The sequence below is a fragment of the Micromonospora sp. HUAS YX12 genome (assembly GCF_040215685.1).
Classification (GTDB): Bacteria; Actinomycetota; Actinomycetes; order Mycobacteriales; family Micromonosporaceae; genus Micromonospora; species Micromonospora tulbaghiae.
Window position 1 is genome coordinate 1794748 of sequence record NZ_CP157974.1, and the last position, 15655, is coordinate 1810402.

Annotated in this window: 17 protein-coding genes and 1 tRNA gene; 12 read left to right on the top strand and 6 right to left on the bottom strand. The window is 73.3% G+C overall.

Going from position 1 to position 15655, the window contains the following annotated elements; all coding sequences use genetic code 11:
* Positions 1 to 168 precede the first annotated feature (168 nt).
* Complete coding sequence (locus ABIH81_RS08915) at positions 169 to 1263, top strand: PLP-dependent aminotransferase family protein (protein WP_349879852.1); 1095 nt, start codon at positions 169 to 171, stop codon at positions 1261 to 1263.
* 356 nt (positions 1264 to 1619) lie between these two features.
* Entirely contained in the window at positions 1620 to 2768 is a 1149-nt protein-coding gene (corA, locus tag ABIH81_RS08920; protein ID WP_349879853.1) for a magnesium/cobalt transporter CorA, read from the top strand.
* Positions 2769 to 2874: 106 nt separating this feature from the next.
* Here corA and ABIH81_RS08925 read toward each other — a convergent pair whose 3' ends face one another.
* Entirely contained in the window at positions 2875 to 3696 is an 822-nt protein-coding gene (locus tag ABIH81_RS08925) for a hypothetical protein (RefSeq protein WP_349879854.1), read from the bottom strand.
* A gap of 84 nt (positions 3697 to 3780) precedes the next feature.
* On the opposite strand from ABIH81_RS08925, the gene ABIH81_RS08930 reads away from it, so the two are divergent.
* Together ABIH81_RS08930 and ABIH81_RS08935 are read left to right on the top strand one after the other, a co-directional pair.
* A complete protein-coding gene (locus tag ABIH81_RS08930; protein ID WP_349879855.1) occupies positions 3781 to 4311 on the top strand; it encodes a peptidylprolyl isomerase in 531 nt (176 codons plus the stop codon).
* 25 nt (positions 4312 to 4336) lie between these two features.
* A complete protein-coding gene (locus tag ABIH81_RS08935; protein ID WP_349879856.1) occupies positions 4337 to 5278 on the top strand; it encodes a rhomboid family intramembrane serine protease in 942 nt (313 codons plus the stop codon).
* A 9-nt stretch (positions 5279 to 5287) separates the two neighbouring features.
* On the opposite strand, the gene ABIH81_RS08940 is transcribed toward ABIH81_RS08935, so the two are convergent.
* Positions 5288 to 5719 carry a PH domain-containing protein gene (locus ABIH81_RS08940; protein ID WP_349879857.1) on the bottom strand — a complete coding sequence of 144 codons (432 nt, stop codon included), beginning with the start codon at positions 5717 to 5719 and terminating at the stop codon, positions 5288 to 5290.
* A gap of 99 nt (positions 5720 to 5818) precedes the next feature.
* Here ABIH81_RS08940 and ABIH81_RS08945 point away from each other — a divergent pair, with 99 nt between their 5' ends.
* The 6 genes from ABIH81_RS08945 to ABIH81_RS08970 all read left to right on the top strand — a co-directional run bounded on the left by ABIH81_RS08945 (position 5819) and on the right by ABIH81_RS08970 (position 11223).
* Complete coding sequence (locus ABIH81_RS08945) at positions 5819 to 6991, top strand: acetyl-CoA C-acyltransferase (protein ID WP_013289257.1); 1173 nt, start codon at positions 5819 to 5821, stop codon at positions 6989 to 6991.
* A 108-nt stretch (positions 6992 to 7099) separates the two neighbouring features.
* Positions 7100 to 7612: a hypothetical protein gene (locus ABIH81_RS08950; RefSeq protein ID WP_349879858.1), complete on the top strand. Its 513-nt coding sequence runs from the start codon at positions 7100 to 7102 to the stop codon at positions 7610 to 7612.
* A 68-nt stretch (positions 7613 to 7680) separates the two neighbouring features.
* Positions 7681 to 8364, top strand: a complete 684-nt coding sequence (locus tag ABIH81_RS08955; protein WP_349879859.1) for a response regulator transcription factor — start codon at positions 7681 to 7683, stop codon at positions 8362 to 8364.
* Positions 8357 to 9787 carry a HAMP domain-containing sensor histidine kinase gene (locus tag ABIH81_RS08960; protein WP_349879860.1) on the top strand — a complete coding sequence of 477 codons (1431 nt, stop codon included), beginning with the start codon at positions 8357 to 8359 and terminating at the stop codon, positions 9785 to 9787. The genes ABIH81_RS08955 and ABIH81_RS08960 overlap by 8 nt, the downstream gene beginning before the upstream one ends.
* A 58-nt stretch (positions 9788 to 9845) precedes the next feature.
* Positions 9846 to 10433 carry a hypothetical protein gene (locus ABIH81_RS08965; RefSeq protein WP_349879861.1) on the top strand — a complete coding sequence of 196 codons (588 nt, stop codon included), beginning with the start codon at positions 9846 to 9848 and terminating at the stop codon, positions 10431 to 10433.
* Positions 10434 to 10512: 79 nt separating this feature from the next.
* Entirely contained in the window at positions 10513 to 11223 is a 711-nt protein-coding gene (locus ABIH81_RS08970) for a glycosyltransferase family 2 protein (RefSeq protein ID WP_128137102.1), read from the top strand.
* A gap of 70 nt (positions 11224 to 11293) precedes the next feature.
* Here ABIH81_RS08970 and ABIH81_RS08975 read toward each other — a convergent pair whose 3' ends face one another.
* Together ABIH81_RS08975 and ABIH81_RS08980 are read right to left on the bottom strand one after the other, a co-directional pair.
* The gene (locus ABIH81_RS08975) at positions 11294 to 12169 is read right to left on the bottom strand and encodes a transketolase (protein WP_349881045.1); all 876 of its coding nucleotides are present in this window, start codon (positions 12167 to 12169) and stop codon (positions 11294 to 11296) included.
* 14 nt (positions 12170 to 12183) lie between these two features.
* A complete protein-coding gene (locus ABIH81_RS08980; RefSeq protein ID WP_349879862.1) occupies positions 12184 to 12867 on the bottom strand; it encodes a transketolase in 684 nt (227 codons plus the stop codon).
* A gap of 46 nt (positions 12868 to 12913) precedes the next feature.
* Between ABIH81_RS08980 and soxR the strand changes: the two genes are divergently transcribed.
* The gene (gene soxR, locus ABIH81_RS08985; protein ID WP_349879863.1) at positions 12914 to 13366 is read left to right on the top strand and encodes a redox-sensitive transcriptional activator SoxR; all 453 of its coding nucleotides are present in this window, start codon (positions 12914 to 12916) and stop codon (positions 13364 to 13366) included.
* 3 nt (positions 13367 to 13369) lie between these two features.
* On the opposite strand, the gene ABIH81_RS08990 is transcribed toward soxR, so the two are convergent.
* Positions 13370 to 14344, bottom strand: coding sequence for an NAD(P)H-quinone oxidoreductase (locus ABIH81_RS08990; protein WP_349879864.1), 975 nt, complete (start codon positions 14342 to 14344; stop codon positions 13370 to 13372).
* 258 nt (positions 14345 to 14602) lie between these two features.
* Here ABIH81_RS08990 and ABIH81_RS08995 point away from each other — a divergent pair.
* Positions 14603 to 14689, top strand: a tRNA-Ser gene (locus ABIH81_RS08995).
* Between the two features lie 223 nt (positions 14690 to 14912).
* Here the strand turns inward: ABIH81_RS08995 and ABIH81_RS09000 are convergent.
* Positions 14913 to 15434, bottom strand: a complete 522-nt coding sequence (locus ABIH81_RS09000) for a GNAT family N-acetyltransferase (protein WP_349879865.1) — start codon at positions 15432 to 15434, stop codon at positions 14913 to 14915.
* Positions 15435 to 15655 lie beyond the last annotated feature (221 nt).

The window sequence follows — 15655 nt, forward strand, 5'->3', positions numbered from 1 at the left end:
TCATCCTTCGGCGTCCGGTCGGACCGGCGCCAGCGTCCGTCGGATCGTAGACAGTCGCGAGGCGGTCTCGGATCCCCTGGACGCACCGGTGCCCCGGCCGGCCGCCCGCATGTTGAACTTCGCGTGTATCGCGGTCGGACCCGCCGGGCCAGGCCCTAGGCTCTGCGCATGACCGCCGAGCAGCTGATCTCGTTCGCCCGTGGCGCGCCTTCGCTGGACATCGTCGATGTCGAGGGGCTCAAGGCCGCCGCCGTCCGCGCCTTCGACGCCGACCCCGCCGGGGCCACCGCGTACGGCACCTCCGTCGGCTACCCGCCCTTGCGGAAGTGGATCGCCGAGAAGCACGGTGTCGAGGCCGACCAGGTGCTGATCACCAACGGCTCGTTGCAGGCCGACGCGTTCCTCTTCGACCACCTGGTCCGCCGGGGCGACGCGGTGGTGGTCGAGCGCCCGACGTACGACCGCACGCTGCTCAACCTCAAGCAGATGGGCGGCGAGGTGCACGGCGTGACGATCCAGCCGGACGGCCTGGACACCGCCGAGCTGCGCAAGCTGCTGGAGTCCGGGGTGCGGCCGCGGCTGGCCCACGTGATCCCCAACTACCAGAACCCGGCCGGCGTGACCCTCTCCCTGGAGAAGCGCCGTGAGCTGCTGGAACTGGCCGCCGAGTACGAGTTCACGATCTTCGAGGACGACCCGTACGCGGACATCCGGTTCCGGGGCGAGCCGCTGCCCTCGATGCTGTCGATGGACACCCGGGGCGTGGTGGTGCACGCCTCCAGCTTCACCAAGACGGTCTGCCCGGGCGTACGGGTCGGCTACCTGGTCGGCCCGGCCGAGCTGATCGCGGCGATCGCGAAGCGGGCCACCAACCTCTACATCTCGCCCGGCATGGTGGCCCAGGCGATCGTGCACCAGTTCTGCGTGTCCGGCGCGATCGACGAGTCGATCCGGACGGTCCGTTCGGCGCTCGGGGAGCGGTCGGCGGTGCTGGCCGAGTCGCTGCGCCGGCACATGCCGGAGGCCCGGTTCGTGGAGCCGGACGGCGGCTACTTCCTCTGGGTGGAGCTGCCGGAGGACGTCGAGGTCGACCGGCTCGCCCCGGCCGCCGCCGAGCGTGGCGTGGCGGTGGTGAAGGGCAGCGACTTCATGGTCGACGGCGGCCGGCACGCGCTGCGCCTGGCGTACTCGGCGGTGACCGCGGACCGGATCGACGAGGGCGTGCGGCGTCTCGCCGAGGCGATGGCCGCCGTACGCGGCTGATCTTCTGTCGGGTTTCTGACAAAAAGGCCCCGCTGGCCGGTTCGGCTCTCCCGCTGAACCGGCCGGCAGCCCACAATGCTGCGAGTGCCGCTCGCCTTTTGCCGGTGATCGGCCCGTACGCCCGGGTGGCCGCCGGCCGCCCCGGCCGGGCCGGCGGCACGCCCAGCATCACTCCCGCCCCCAAGGGGTGCCGGGTGGGCCGTGTCGCCCCTCACCCCCCTGACGCGGCCCGGCCCGCCCGGCGCCGCCGCGTGACGCCCGCCGCAACCGCCCGTACCAGGCACCCGCGCCCGCGCTGCGCTTCCCGCCGGTCGGCGTAACCTGCAAGCCGCAGCTCTAGGGGAAGGGGGCGAGAGATGACGGACCGGGTGGCACGCGACCGAACCGCCGGCACCGACGGGAGCCGGGCACTTCGCCCCCGCGCCTGGTCGGCCCCGGTACGCGCGATGTCCCGCATCCTCAACGCCGACGGCTCCCCGCGTACGGCCCAGCCGGCCGGCCCGGAGCGCAGCGGGATCGTCGACTGCGGGCTGTACGTCGACGGCGAGCGCCGCCCCGGCCACCCCCAGTACGCCGAGGCCCTGGCCGCCGCCCGGCAGGAGCGGGACGGCTTCGTCTGGCTCGGCCTGCACGAGCCGGACCTGGCCGAGATGACCGAGATCGCTGCCACGTTCGGCCTGCACGAGCTGGCCGTGGAGGACGCGGTCAAGGCGCAGCAGCGCCCGAAGCTGGAGCACTTCGGTGAGATCGTCTTCCTGGTGCTGCGGACCGCCCGCTACTGCGAGCACGCCGAGCTGACCGAGAACTCCGAGGTGGTGGAGACCGGCCAGGTGATGCTCTTCATCGGGCCGCACTTCGTGATCAGCGTCCGGCACGGTGACGCCTGCCGGCTGGCGCCGGTGCGCGCCGACCTGGAGGCGAAGCGGGATCTGTTGCGGCACGGCCTGTGGGCGGTCGCGTACGCGATCACCGACCGCGTGGTGGACCTCTACCTGGAGGTGGCCGACCGGCTGGAGGACGACCTCGACGTGCTGGAGGCGGACGTCTTCGACCGGCAGAGCAGCGGCCGGATCCAGCGGATCTACCAGATGAAGCGGGAACTGGTCGAGTTCAAGCGGGCGGTGGCGCCGTTGCAGCGCCCGCTGATGACGCTCACCGCACAGGTCAACCGCGCGGTGCCGCAGGAGGTGCGGCGCTACTTCCGCGACGTGCAGGACCACCTCAGCCGCACGGTCGAGCAGGTGAACTCCTACGACGACCTGCTCAACTCGATCCTCCAGGCCCGGCTGGCCCAGGTCACCGTCGACCAGAACAACGACATGCGCAAGATCGCCGCCTGGGCCGCGATCGGTGCCGTGTGGACGGCGATCGCCGGCATCTACGGCATGAACTTCGACAACATGCCCGAGCTGAAGTGGACGTACGGCTACCCCGGCGTCTGGGCGCTGATGCTCGCGGCGTCCTTCACGCTCTACCGCCTGTTCCGCCGCAACGGCTGGCTGTGACCGCCGCGTCACAGTGAGTCGCCGCAGGCCCGCGCCGCCTCGTACACGCGGAAGCGCCGGCCACGCGGGGTGCCCCGCGTGCCGGCGCTGATCCGACGGTACGAGGTCAGCGGCGACCGCCGGCCTTCGCGGCGTTCTTGCCGGCCTGCACGGCCTTGGTGATGTCGTCGGCCGGGCGACCGGAGACGTCCCGGGCGCCCTCGGCGACGGAGGGGACCTGGTCGTTCGGGTGGATCACCGGCTGGCTGCCGGAGGGGGCGGTCGACGAGCTGCTGCCCTTCGCCACCGCCGAGCTGCCGGCGCCGGTCGGGCCGGCCTGGGTCACCTTCGCGCTCGCGTCCGGGGTCTCGACCACGATCGTGTCCACGTCCTCCCGCATCGGCTCCAACTTGTCCTGACCGGTGGCGCCGAGCGTGCCGGTCGGGTCGTACTCGGCCCACTCCTGCTGCTCGCGGCGGCGGCGCATGGCCATCGCACCGGCCAGGCCGGCGACGGTGCCGGCCACCAGCAGGCCCGCGGTCATGCCCCGCGACCTGCGCTGCTTCTTCTTTCCGGCCTTCATGTTCTTCGCCTTCTTCGTCATCGCGGACTGCTTCGCGGCCATCACCTTGCGGCCGCTCGACGCCTTGCCGGCGGCCTCGACCCGGGCGTTGCGCACGGCCAGCAGCATCGGCGCGAGCGCCGCGGCGGTCGACGCGAACCCGCTGGACGCCCGGTCCCGGACCAGGACCGCGGTCGGCGCGACGGCGACCCGGGCTGCCTGGACCCGCGGGCCGACAGTGGCGCCGGCACCCTTCGCGGCGTGCGTGGCGGCCTGCCTCAGGTGACCGATGCCCTGGTTCAGCTCGACCCTGGCGAGCTGGCCCTGGGTCTTTCGCCGCCCGATTCCAAACACGGTCCCACCTCCTGGGAGTTGTTCCTTCGTCATCCTCCACCTTCGAATGCCTCCGCATGGCCAGATCGGGCACATGGGAGGATCCGCAAGGAACTGAACTACGAGTGAGGAGTACCCGTGGCCGAGGCTGTCTACGCCACCTTGCACACCAACGCCGGCCCGATCCGGCTGGAGCTCTTTCCGAACCACGCGCCGAAGACCGTCCGCAACTTCGTGGAGCTGGCCGAGGGCACCCGGGAGTACATCGACCCGCGTACCGGTCAGCCGGGCAGCGGGCCGTACTACGACGGCACCGTCTCGCACCGCGTGATCAGCGGTTTCATGATTCAGATGGGCGACCCGACCGGCACCGGCCGCGGCGGCCCGGGCTACAAGTTCGCCGACGAGTTCCACCCCGAGCTGCGCTTCGACCGGCCGTACCTGCTGGCGATGGCGAACGCCGGGCCGGGCACCAACGGCTCGCAGTTCTTCATCACGGTGTCGCCCACGCCACACCTGAACAACCGGCACACCATCTTCGGCCAGGTGGCCGACGAGCAGTCGGCGAAGGTGGTCGACTCGATCGCCAACACCCCGACCGACCCGAGCGACCGGCCGATCCAGGACGTGGTGATCGAGCGGGTCGAGATCGAGCACAAGCAGTCCTGAGCGGCACGCGGGTACCTTTGCTCGCATGACTGAGCGCTCCGGCCAGCCAGGCGACGCGACCGGGGATCCGGTGCCGACCACTCCGGTCTGCTACCGGCACCCCGGCCGGGAGACGTACATCCGGTGCACCCGGTGCGACCGGCCGATCTGCACCGAGTGCATGCGGGACGCCTCCGTCGGCCACCAGTGCCCGGAGTGCGTCGCCGAGGGCCGCCGCAGCGTGCGGCCGGCGCGTACCGCCTTCGGTGGCGGTGCCGCCGGCCGCCAGGGCAACGTCACGAAGGCGCTGATCGCGCTGAACGTGGTGATGATGCTGCTGTCCATCCTCTCGGCCCGCAGCGGGACCGCCGTGGCCGGCGGCGGCCTGGGTGGCCTGATGGGCGACGGGACGCCGCTCACCGAGTGGGGGGCGGTGCTCGGCCTGGCGAGCTTCCCCGACGGGCACGTCGGCGGGGTGGCCGACGGCGAGTGGTACCGGCTGGTCACCGCCATGTTCCTGCACTACGGCGTGCTGCACCTGCTGCTGAACATGTGGGCGCTCTGGGTGCTCGGCCGGACGCTGGAGGCGGTGCTCGGGCCGCTGCGCTTCCTGGCGCTCTACCTGCTCGCCGGGCTCGGCGGCAACGTCGCCGCGTACGTCTTCACCGAGCCGCACCGGTTCACGGCCGGCGCCTCCACCGCCGTCTTCGGCCTGTTCGCCGCCGTCTTCGTGATCATGCGGCGGCTCGGCCGGGACACCTCGGCCATCGTGCCGATCCTGGTGATCAACCTGATCTTCACGTTCACCGTGCCGAGCATCTCGGTGGCCGGGCACCTCGGCGGGCTGGTCGCGGGCGCGCTGGTGGCGCTGGTCCTGGCGTACGCCCCACGGTCGCGGCGGACCGTGTTCCAGGTGGCGGGCTGCGCGATCGTGCTGGTCGCGCTGATCGGCCTGACGCTCGTCCGGACCGCCGCCCTGCTCGGCTGAGCCGGCGTCTCAGCGCGCGGGGCGGGCCTCGGTCAGCGCCGCGGCCACCTCGTCCAGCGGGGCGTCCAGGTCACGGCGGCCGAACAGGTGCAGCGACTCCCCGGCGTCGATCTCCAGCGTCTCGGCGGTGATCCCGCGCCGGCTGCGCCGATCCAGGCGGATCGCCTCCACCGCGTCCCACGGCAGCCGGTGCCGCCCGGCGAACCCCCGCAGCACGGTGAGCCCGTCCGGGTCGACGGCGAGGCGGACCGGTGCGACCACGTCGCGCAGCGCCCAGGCGAGCAGGCCGGCGGCGGCCAGCCCGGCGAGCGCCGGACGGACCGGATCACCGGCGGCGAAGACCAGCCCCAGGGCCAGCAGCGCGAGCGCGCCGATCGCCTTGATCGCCGGCACCTCCCGCGGCACCCGCCACTGCCGGACCGGCGGCGACTGTGGATCCATCCGCCCAGCATGCCAGCCGCACCTGCCGCGCGCCGGGGGAGGACGGCCGGTCCGGTCAGCACGTAGGATCGGGGCAAGCGAGGTTACCGGGGAGTAGACATGAGTGACGCGGTCATCGTCGGCGCGGTGCGGACCCCGGTCGGGCGGCGCAAGGGCAGCCTCGCCGGAGTGCATCCGGTCGACCTCTCGGCGCACGTGCTGCGCGCGCTCGCCGAGCGCACCGGCATCGACCCGGGTCAGGTCGACGACGTGGTGTGGGGCTGTGTGTCGCAGGTCGGCGAGCAGTCCTGGAACGTGGCCCGCAACGCCGTGCTCGCGGCCGGCTGGCCGGAGTCGGTCCCGGGCACCACGCTCGACCGCCAGTGCGGGTCGAGCCAGCAGGCGCTGCACTTCGCCGCCGCGACGGTCCTCTCCGGCCAGGCCGACCTGGTCGTGGCCGGTGGCGTCGAGTCGATGACCCGGGTGCCGATGGGCTCCAGCGTCGCCGGTGGCATGCCGTTCAGCGCGGCGATCCTGGAGCGCTACCGCGGCGTCGAGGGCGTCGCGGAGGACTCGCCACTGCCGTTCAACCAGGGCGTCGGGGCCGAGCTGATCGCGCAGCGGTGGCGCTTCTCGCGTACCCAGCTCGACGAGTTCGCGCTGGCCAGCCACGAGAAGGCGGCCGCCGCGCAGGACGCGGGCGCGTTCGAGGCCGAGCTGGCGCCGGTGGCGCTCGCCGACGGCGGCAAGTTCTCCGCCGACGAGGGCATCCGCCGCGACACCTCGCTGGCCAAGCTCGGCGAGCTGGCCACCCCGTTCCGCGCCGACGGCGTGGTCACCGCAGGTTCCGCGTCGCAGATCTCCGACGGCGCCGCCGCGCTCGCGGTCACCACCGCCGAGTGGGCCAGCCGGCACGGCCTGCGCCCGCTGGCCCGGGTGCACACCGCCGTGGTCGCCGCCGACGACCCGGTCACCATGCTCACCGCGCCGATCCCGGCGACCGCGAAGGCGCTGCGCCGCGCGGGGCTGGGCATCGAGGAGATCGGGGTGTACGAGGTGAACGAGGCGTTCGCCCCGGTGCCGCTGGCGTGGCTGGCCGAGACCGAGGCGGACCCGGAGCGGCTCAACCCCCGGGGCGGGGCGATCGCGCTCGGTCACCCGCTCGGCGGGTCCGGCGCGCGGATCATGACCACGATGCTCCAGCACATGCGGGACAACGGCATCCGCTACGGCCTCCAGACCATGTGCGAGGGCGGCGGCATGGCCAACGCCACGATCGTCGAGCTGCTCTGATCCGACCGGCCGCCGGTGTCGCACCGCTGGTGCGACTTGCACGTGTGGAAGTTCCAGAAATTGGGCGTGACCCATATCACCCCTGGTCATCGGCTCGTTGGACCGGGCATGGACGTGTTCTCGCGAACGTTCCTTCCGGCCGCCGCCGAGACCGGCCTGGCGACCCAGACCGTCACCCGGCACATGCCGGTGTTCCGCCGGTGCGTCGGCTCCGGCGACGCGACCATCCTGGTCACCCGGTGCAGCCGCCCGGACGACCCGGTCGGCGGCGACTACCTGATGCTCCTCACCCACCGGCGGCTGGTGGTCACCCGGCAGACCCGGGTGCTGCACCGGCTGCGCCTGCACCTCAACACCGAACTGCGCGAGCTGAGCAACGTGACGTGGAGCCCCGATCCCCGCGCGCACAGCGTGGAGCTGGCGGCCACCGCGATCGACGGGGTACGCGAGCGCTTCGTCCTGCGTACCCACCACCCGAAGCAGGTGTGGCAGCTCGACGCGCTGCTCAACCACGCGTTCCGGACCCGCCTGCGTACGCCGGCCGAGCGGGTGGTGGCGACCATCGGCGAGTCACCGGCGGTCTCCCGCCCGACGGTGCTGCGGCCCGCCCCGGCCCGCTGACCTCCTCCTTACCTGATCCGAACATTCCCTGACCGGCCGGGCGGTCGCCGGTCGGTCATCATGAGCCGGTGACCACCGCTGCCCCGCCCGGGCTCGTCCTCGTGGTGGAGGACGAGCCGGCCATCGCCGACCTGGTCCGGCTCTACCTGACCCGGGACGGGTTCGGCGTACACCTGGAACGTGACGGCGAGGCCGGGCTCGCCGCCGCGCGGCGCCTGCGCCCGGTGGCCTGCGTGCTCGACATCGCGCTGCCCGGCCTGGCCGGCACCGAGATCTGCCGCCGGCTGCGCGCGGCCGGCGACTGGACTCCGGTCATCTTCCTCACCGCCCGCGACGACGAGGTGGACCGTGTCGTCGGCCTGGAACTGGGCGCCGACGACTACGTCACCAAACCGTTCAGCCCTCGCGAGCTGCTCGCCCGGCTGCGGGCGGTGCTGCGCCGCACCTCAGGCACGCACGCCGAGCAGCCCCGCACGCTCGGCGCCGTCACACTCGACCCGGCCCGCCGGACGGTGACCGCCGGCGGTACGCCGGTGCAGCTCACCTCCACCGAGTTCGACCTGCTCGCCCACCTGATGGCCCGGCCCGGCCGGGTGTTCACCCGGGAGGAGCTGCTGGCGGGCGTGTGGGGGTACGCGGCCCACGCCGGCACCCGGACGGTCGACGTGCACGTGGCGCAGGTGCGGGCCAAACTCGGCCCGGACAGCGTGATCCGCACCCATCGGGGCGTCGGGTACGCCGCCGATGCCTGAGCAGCCCACAGTGCCGATCCCGCGTACCGGTCCGGCCCGCCCCGGCCGACGACCCGGGCGGACGCTCACCGCCCGCGCCGTGCTCGCCACCTGCGCGGTGGCGCTGGTGTCGGTGCTCGTCACCGCGCTGGTCGCGGTGCCCCTGGCGGTACGCGGCGCGGAGCGCCGGGACCAGGAGGCGCTCGCCGCCCAGGCCCGGCTCGCCGCCGACGTGCTGCGGGTGCGGCCGGTACGCCAGCGCGACGGCGCCGGGGAGCGGCTCATCCGGCAACTGCGCCAGCAGCAGATCGACGTGTACGTGATCCGGGACGGCCGCGCCGACCGGCCGGGCCTGCCCCGGCCGCTGGTGACGCGGGTGGCCGGCGGCGAGAACGTCTCCGGCCGGCGACTGATCGAGGGCGAACGCCGGCTGGTCGAGGCGCGGTCGCTGCCCGGTGGGGACGGTGTGGTGCTGACCCGGGCCCGTAGCGCCGCGCCCTGGCGGCAGGTGCTGCGCGGACTCTGGCTGCCGCTGCTCGCCGGACTCGCCGCCGGGGCGGCCGCCGGACTGCTGCTCGCCCGCCGGCTGGCCCGGCCGATCCGTACCGCCGCCACCGCCGCCGCCCGGCTGCGTGCCGGGGACCGGGCGGTCCGGGTGCCGGTCGAGCCGCCCGACGAGGTGGCCGACCTGGCGCACGCGCTCAACGGCCTGGCCGCCGCGCTCGCCACGAGCGAGGGGCGGCAGCGCGAGTTCCTGCTCTCCGTCTCGCACGAGTTGCGGACCCCGCTCACCGCGATCCGCGGCTACGCCGAGGCGCTGGCCGACGGTGTGATCGAGGCGGACGCGGTGCCGGCGACCGGCCGGACCGTCCTCGCCGAGGCCGAGCACCTGGACCGGCTGGTCCGCGACCTGCTGGCGCTGGCCCGGTTGGAGGCGGTCGACTTCCCCCTGGAACCGGTGCCGGTCGACCTGACCGGGCTGGCCGCCGACGCGGAACGCAGCTGGTCCGGCCGGTGCGCGGCGCTCGGGGTGCCGTTCCGGCTGGAGACGCCGGGTGTGCCGGTGCCGGCGTACACCGATCCGGGCCGGATCCGGCAGGTTCTGGACGGGCTGCTGGAGAACGCGCTGCGGGTCGCACCTCCGGGGGCGCCGGTGGTGCTCGCGGTCCGGGCCGCCGGCCCGGCGGGCGGCGGGGTGCTGGAGGTCCGGGACGGCGGACCCGGTTTCACCGACGACGACCTGAGGGTGGCGTTCGAGCGGGGCGCGCTGCACGAGCGGTACCGGGGGGTGCGCAAGGTGGGCAGCGGGCTGGGCCTGGCGCTCGCCGCCGGGCTGGTCCGCCGGCTCGGCGGGGACATCGCCGCCGGGCACGCCCCGGAGGGCGGAGCCGCCTTCACCGTCCGGGTGCCCCCGGATCCTTACGCGGCTCGAACATCGGCTTGACCGTCCCCTCGCGTCCGTGCGGAACGCTCGGACCGTCACCGCGAGGAGAGGACCACAGATGAGACGTCAGCGAATCGTCACCGGCGCCACCGCACTGCTCGCCGCCGCGGCGCTCGCGCTCGCCGGGTGCGGCGCGACCCGGTCCGGCGCGGCGCCGGACGACGGGGTCGAGGTGAGCGCCGCCCTGGGCGCGGACGGCCAGGCGCTCGCCGCGCTCGGCGTCGACGCCGGGGAACTGGACGTGGATCCAGTCGCCGCGCCGGCACCCTCCGGTACGTCGCAGGCCGGGCCGGACGGCAAGGGCGAGCGGGCGACGGAGGGGCACAAGCGGCACCGCGCCCGGGTGCTGCTGCGGCGCAACACGCTGCACGGCGAGGCAGTGGTGAAGACCAGGGACGGCGGTACGAAGACGGTCGCGGTCCAGCGCGGCGAGGTGACCGCGATCGACGACAAGTCGATGACTGTGAAGTCCACCGACGGTTTCACGGTGAAGTGGACGTTCGGTGAGAAACTGCGTGTGGTCGAGCGGCGGACGACGATCCGATCGACCGACATCAAGATCGGTACGACGGTCGGGGTGGCCGGCGCGAAGGACGGCGACCGGAGCGTGGCCCGGCTCGTGGTCGTACCACTTCGCCAGGAATAGGGTGCCTGGGCTGTCGTGACCTGAGCGATGTGCCAGGCTACGCTATGCCCCGACCTGCCATCGCCTCCGTGGAGATTCCGTGAAGCTCTCGATCCTCATGCCGGTCTACAACGAGGAAGAACGTATCGCGGATGCCCTCAAGCAGGCATTGGCGGTGGACTACCCCTGCGAGATCGAGCTCGTCGTCGTGGACGACGGCAGCCGGGACGGCACCGGTGAGATCCTCGGCCGCGTGGACGACGCCCGCCTGCGGGTGATCACCCACCAGCGCAACGCCGGTAAGGGCGCGGCCATCAAGACGGCGGTCGACAGCGCCGAGGGCGAGTACATGGTCATCCTCGACGCCGACCTGGAGTACGACCCGCAGGACATCCCACGCCTGCTGGAGCCGGTGCTCGACGGCCGGGCGACAGTCGTCTACGGCAATCGGACCTTCGGCAGCCACAGCTCGTACAGCTTCTGGTACGTGATGGGCAACAAGGGCGTCACGCTCGCCGCGAACGTGCTCTACAACTCCTACATCGGCGACCTGGAGACCTGCTTCAAGCTGATGCCGCTGGAGCTGTACCGCTCGCTCCAGGTCCGCTCCCGTGGCTTCGGCATGGAGGCCGAGGTCACCGGCAAGCTGCTGCGCCGCCGCATCCGCCCCTACGAGGTGCCGATCAGCTACCGCGCGCGGGGCCGCGAGGAGGGCAAGAAGATCACCTGGAAGGACGGCGTCGAGGCGATCTGGATCCTGGCCCGGGAGCGCGCCCGCCGCCGCCCGGCCGGTCCCGCCGCCGCGCGCTGAGCCCGAACCGACAGAACCCCGCGATCCCGGCACGAGCCGAGGTCGCGGGGTTCCGTCGGGTCCGGGACGCTCAGGTGAGGAACGCGTCGACCGAGCGGCGCAGCCCGGCCGCGTCCAGGCCGTGCCAGCGTTCGTGGTCCTCGGCGCTGCCGTAGCGGCGCAGGTCCTTGCGGCCCACCCCGAGCGCCAGCAGCCGGTGCGGCCGGTCCGCCAGCGCCTCCGACACCACCCGCGCCGAGGTGCCCGCCAGGTACGGCTCGACCAGGATCACCTCGGTCCCGGCGAGCGCCCGCAGCCCGGCGGTGTCGAACGGCCGCGGCCGGTGGGTGTAGGCCACGGTGACCGGCCGGTCGGCCGTCGCCGCCACCGCCGCGTCCAGCACCGGGCCGACCGCGACCAGCAGCGGCGCACCCGGCCCGGCGTCCCGGACCACGTGCAGGTCACCCGCCTGCGGGTACGCGGCGGTGTTGCTCCGGATCGACAACCGCAGGTACGCCGAGTCCTGCCCGCACACGACGTCGCGCAGCAGCGGCCGGACCTCGTCGGGGTGCCCCGGCACGTGCACGGTCCAGCCGTCGAGCGTGTCCAGCAGCGCCACGTCCGCCGGCCCGAGGTGGGTGCGTCCCGCCGACGCCCGGTCGTACGAGCCGCCGATGCCGACGAGCACCGCGCCGACGTCCTGGTGGTCGAGGTCCAGCTTGATCTGCTCGTACGCCCGCTCGACCAGGAACGGGGCGTAGCTGTGCACGATCGGCCGCTGCCCGGTCAGCGCCAGCCCACCCGCCACCCCGATCATCAACTGCTCCCGGATCCCCACGTTGATCACCCGGTCCGGGTACCGGGCGGCGGCCGGCTCGAACGCGGCGGCGGAGATGTCGGCGAGCACGACTGTCGTCCGCGGATCGGCGAGCACCTCCTCGGTGCTGGTCACGAACGCGTCCCGCATGGTGCTGCTCATGGTCACTCCCCGTCCGTGACGACCGCGACGACGACGTGCGGCCGGTGGTCGTCGTGCCCGGTGAGGGCGGCGTGCAGGGCGTCGTGGTCGCGCCCGTCGACTGTGGCGGCGCTCCACCCGTTCACCGTGAACCGGCTCGCCGCGCCGCCCGGCCAGCCGTACGTGGCCGAGCGGTTGTCCAGCACGATCGCGGTCAGGCTGCCCAGCCCGGTCGCGCCCGCGTACGCGATCGCCTCGTGGTTGGAGCCCTCGTCCAGTTCGGCGTCGCCGAGCAGCACGTACACCCGGGGTCCGGTGCGGCCCTGGGCGTGCAGCCCGAGCGCGGTGCCCACGCCCAGCCCGAGCCCGTGGCCCAGCGAACCGGAACCGATCTCCACGCCCGGCACCAGCGTGCGGTCCGGGTGGTCGCCGAGCCGGCTCGCCGGGCCGCCCTGGTCGTCCAGCCACCCGGCCGGCAGGAAGCCGCGGGCGGCGAGCAGCGCGTAGTACCCGGCGACCGCGTGCCCCTTGGAGAGCAGGAAACGGTCCCGGTCCGGGTCGGCCACGGTGGCCGGGGTGATCCGGAGCACCCGGTCGTAGAGCACCTGGAGCACGTCGAGCGTCGAGTACACGTTGGTGCCGAACTCGCGGCCGGCGCGCACCCGGTCCAGCAGCGCGCCCAGGTCGGTGGCGGTGGTCGTCGTCATACCGATAGCCTCGGACTTGAAGCGAACTTCAACTCAAGGCCGTGTGATGCACGAAGCAACAATGACCATCGGGCAGCTCGCCGACCGCAGTGGCGTCGCCCCCTCGGCGCTGCGCTACTACGAGCGGCTCGGCCTGATCCACGCCGCCCGCACCGGCGGGAACCAGCGCCGCTACGCCCGCACCGAGCTGCGCCGGGTCGCCTTCATCCGGATCTCCCAGCAGGTGGGTGTCTCGCTGGAGGAGATCCGCGCGGCGCTCGACTCGCTGCCGTCGGGGCGTACCCCCACGCCCGACGACTGGGCCGCGCTGTCCCGCGCCTGGCGGGACCGGCTGGACGAGCGGATCCGGCTGCTCGGCAAGCTCCGCGACGACCTGGACGGCTGCATCGGCTGCGGCTGCCTGTCGCTGCAGCGCTGCACGCTCTACAACCCCGAGGACTCGCTCGCCGCCGAGGGCCCCGGCCCGCGCCTCATGCTTCCGCGCCCCGGCCAGGGCTGACCCTCACCGGACCAGCAGCACCTTGCCCAGGTGGTCGTTGGTCTCCACCAGGCGATGCGCGGCGGCGGCGTCGGCCATGTCCACCCGGGCGTGCACCACCGGCCGGATCCGGCCCGCCTCCACCAGGGGCCACACCTGCTCGCGTACGCCCCGGACGATCGCCGCCTTGTCGTCCACCGGGCGGGACCGCAGCGCGGTCGCGTGCACCGCCGCCCGCTTCGCCAGCAGCATCCCCAGGTCGAGTTCGCCCTTGCGGCCGCCCTGCATGCCGATCACCACGAGCCGCCCACCGGTCGCCAGCGCGGCCACGTTCCGGGGCAGGTAGGACGCGCCCATGATGTCCAGGATCACGTCCGCGCCGCGGCCGTCGGTGACCCGGCGCACCTCGTCGACGAAGTCCTGCTCGCGGTAGTCGATCGTGTGCGCGGCGCCCAACTCCCGCAGGCGCTCGTGCTTCGCCGAGCGGGCAGTCACCACCACAGTCGCGCCGAGCGCCACGCCGAGCTGGATCGCGAACGTGCCGATCCCGCTGCCGCCGCCGTGCACCAGCAGCACGTCCCCCTCGGCCAGGCGGGCCAGGTCCACCACGTTCGACCAGACCGTGCAGGCCACCTCCGGCAGCGCCGCCGCGTCGACCAGGTCCACCCCGGCCGGCACCGGCAGCAACTGCCCGGCCGGCACCGCGACCTGCTCGGCGTAGCCGCCGCCGGCCAGCAGCGCGCAGACCTCCTGGCCCACCGACCAGCCGGTCACGCCGGGACCGAGCGCAAGCACCGTCCCCGAACACTCCAGACCGGGGTACGCGGGCGCGCCCGGCGGCGGCGGGTAGTGCCCCTGCCGCTGCAACAGGTCGGCCCGGTTCACCGCGCTGGCCCGCACCTCGACGACCACCTCACCGGGGCCGGGCTCCGGATCCGGGACGTGGGTCCAGACGAGCGCCTCGGGTCCGCCGGGTTCCGTGATCGTGACTGCGCGCATGGTTCAGTCTTACCCGATCTGCCCGTCGGTCCACGCGCGGGCGAGGATCTCCGTCACCGTCTCCTCCGGGGTCTGGTCGGAAGTGTCCAGCCGGAGCCCGATCCGGGGATGGCACCGCCCGGGGCAGCCGCCGGGTCAGCCCCTCGGCCACTGTGGACCTGCCGCACACGTTCTCGCAGCGAGGGTGGGACGGCGGCTTGCCCGGTACGGCGTTCGTGGCAGACTGGTCCCGGTCGCGCACCCCTCGGGGGCGTGCCGGGAGGGTTCGCCTAGTGGCCGATGGCGCTGGTCTTGAAAACCGGTAAGGCAGCGATGTCTTCGTGGGTTCGAATCCCACACCCTCCGCCCACTCCCGCCGGCCTGGCGTGTCGGCCCGCATCGGCGTGTCGGTCCGGAAGTAACCATCGCCCCTGGTGACGAGGGCGGCTGCCAGCTACAGGTAGAAGTCCACGATCTTTGTGTCGCGGTCGGTGCAGCGGCGGATCTTGCCGTAGCCGTTCGTCGGTCGCTCTTATCGCTCCGCGTACAAGAAGGTGCCCTTCTCGACCTCCGACGGCCAGTGAGCCGGTCAGCGGCTGAGCGTGATCCAGTAGCGGCGGACCCGGACATGCCCGGTGTCGAGGACGCCCTGGAACACGCCGCCCTGGCTCTCGATGGTGCGCGCCGAGGCGAGGTTGTCCTCCAGGCAGGGAATGAGCACCCGGTGCAGACCCAGCATGGTGCGGGCCTCGCGGAGCATCTCACCCAGGGCCCAGCTCGCCAGGCCGCGGCGGCGCGCGGAGGGACGTACGCCGTAGCCGATCTGGCCCAGGTCGTCGTCCTGCCAGTGCCGCATCGCGATACCCCCGAGCACCTGCCCGTCTTCGACGATCCACCGGCAGGAGGCATGCCGCTCGTCGGGGCATGGCGCCCCGGCCCCGTGGTCCAGCCGGACACGTCGCCGCACCCAGTCGGCGAAGCCTTCGGGCGAGTCCAGGTCGTCTTCGGGGCCGATGCCGAAGCCGTCCTCGTGCAGGCCGGGCCCCCAGTCGTCGCGGCAGTCCTGGAAGGCGGCATACAGGCTGGTGGTGGGCGATATCAGTGTTGGCATGCGGGCCACCGTAGCCACGGTCCGGGCCTCCGGCTATGCCCTGAAATCCACCGTGGATCTTGCCTACGGGCCGTCTCTGTCTTTGGGCGAGGCCGCTTGTTTGGAGGAGTACGTGTGTGCTCCTCCAGGCGGTCCTCGGGGGTCTCAGGGTGGGTAAGTGACTACTTGCGAGGCAGCGCACCCCGGCCTGCGAGGGCTGAGCATGGGCGAGGAGGGTGATC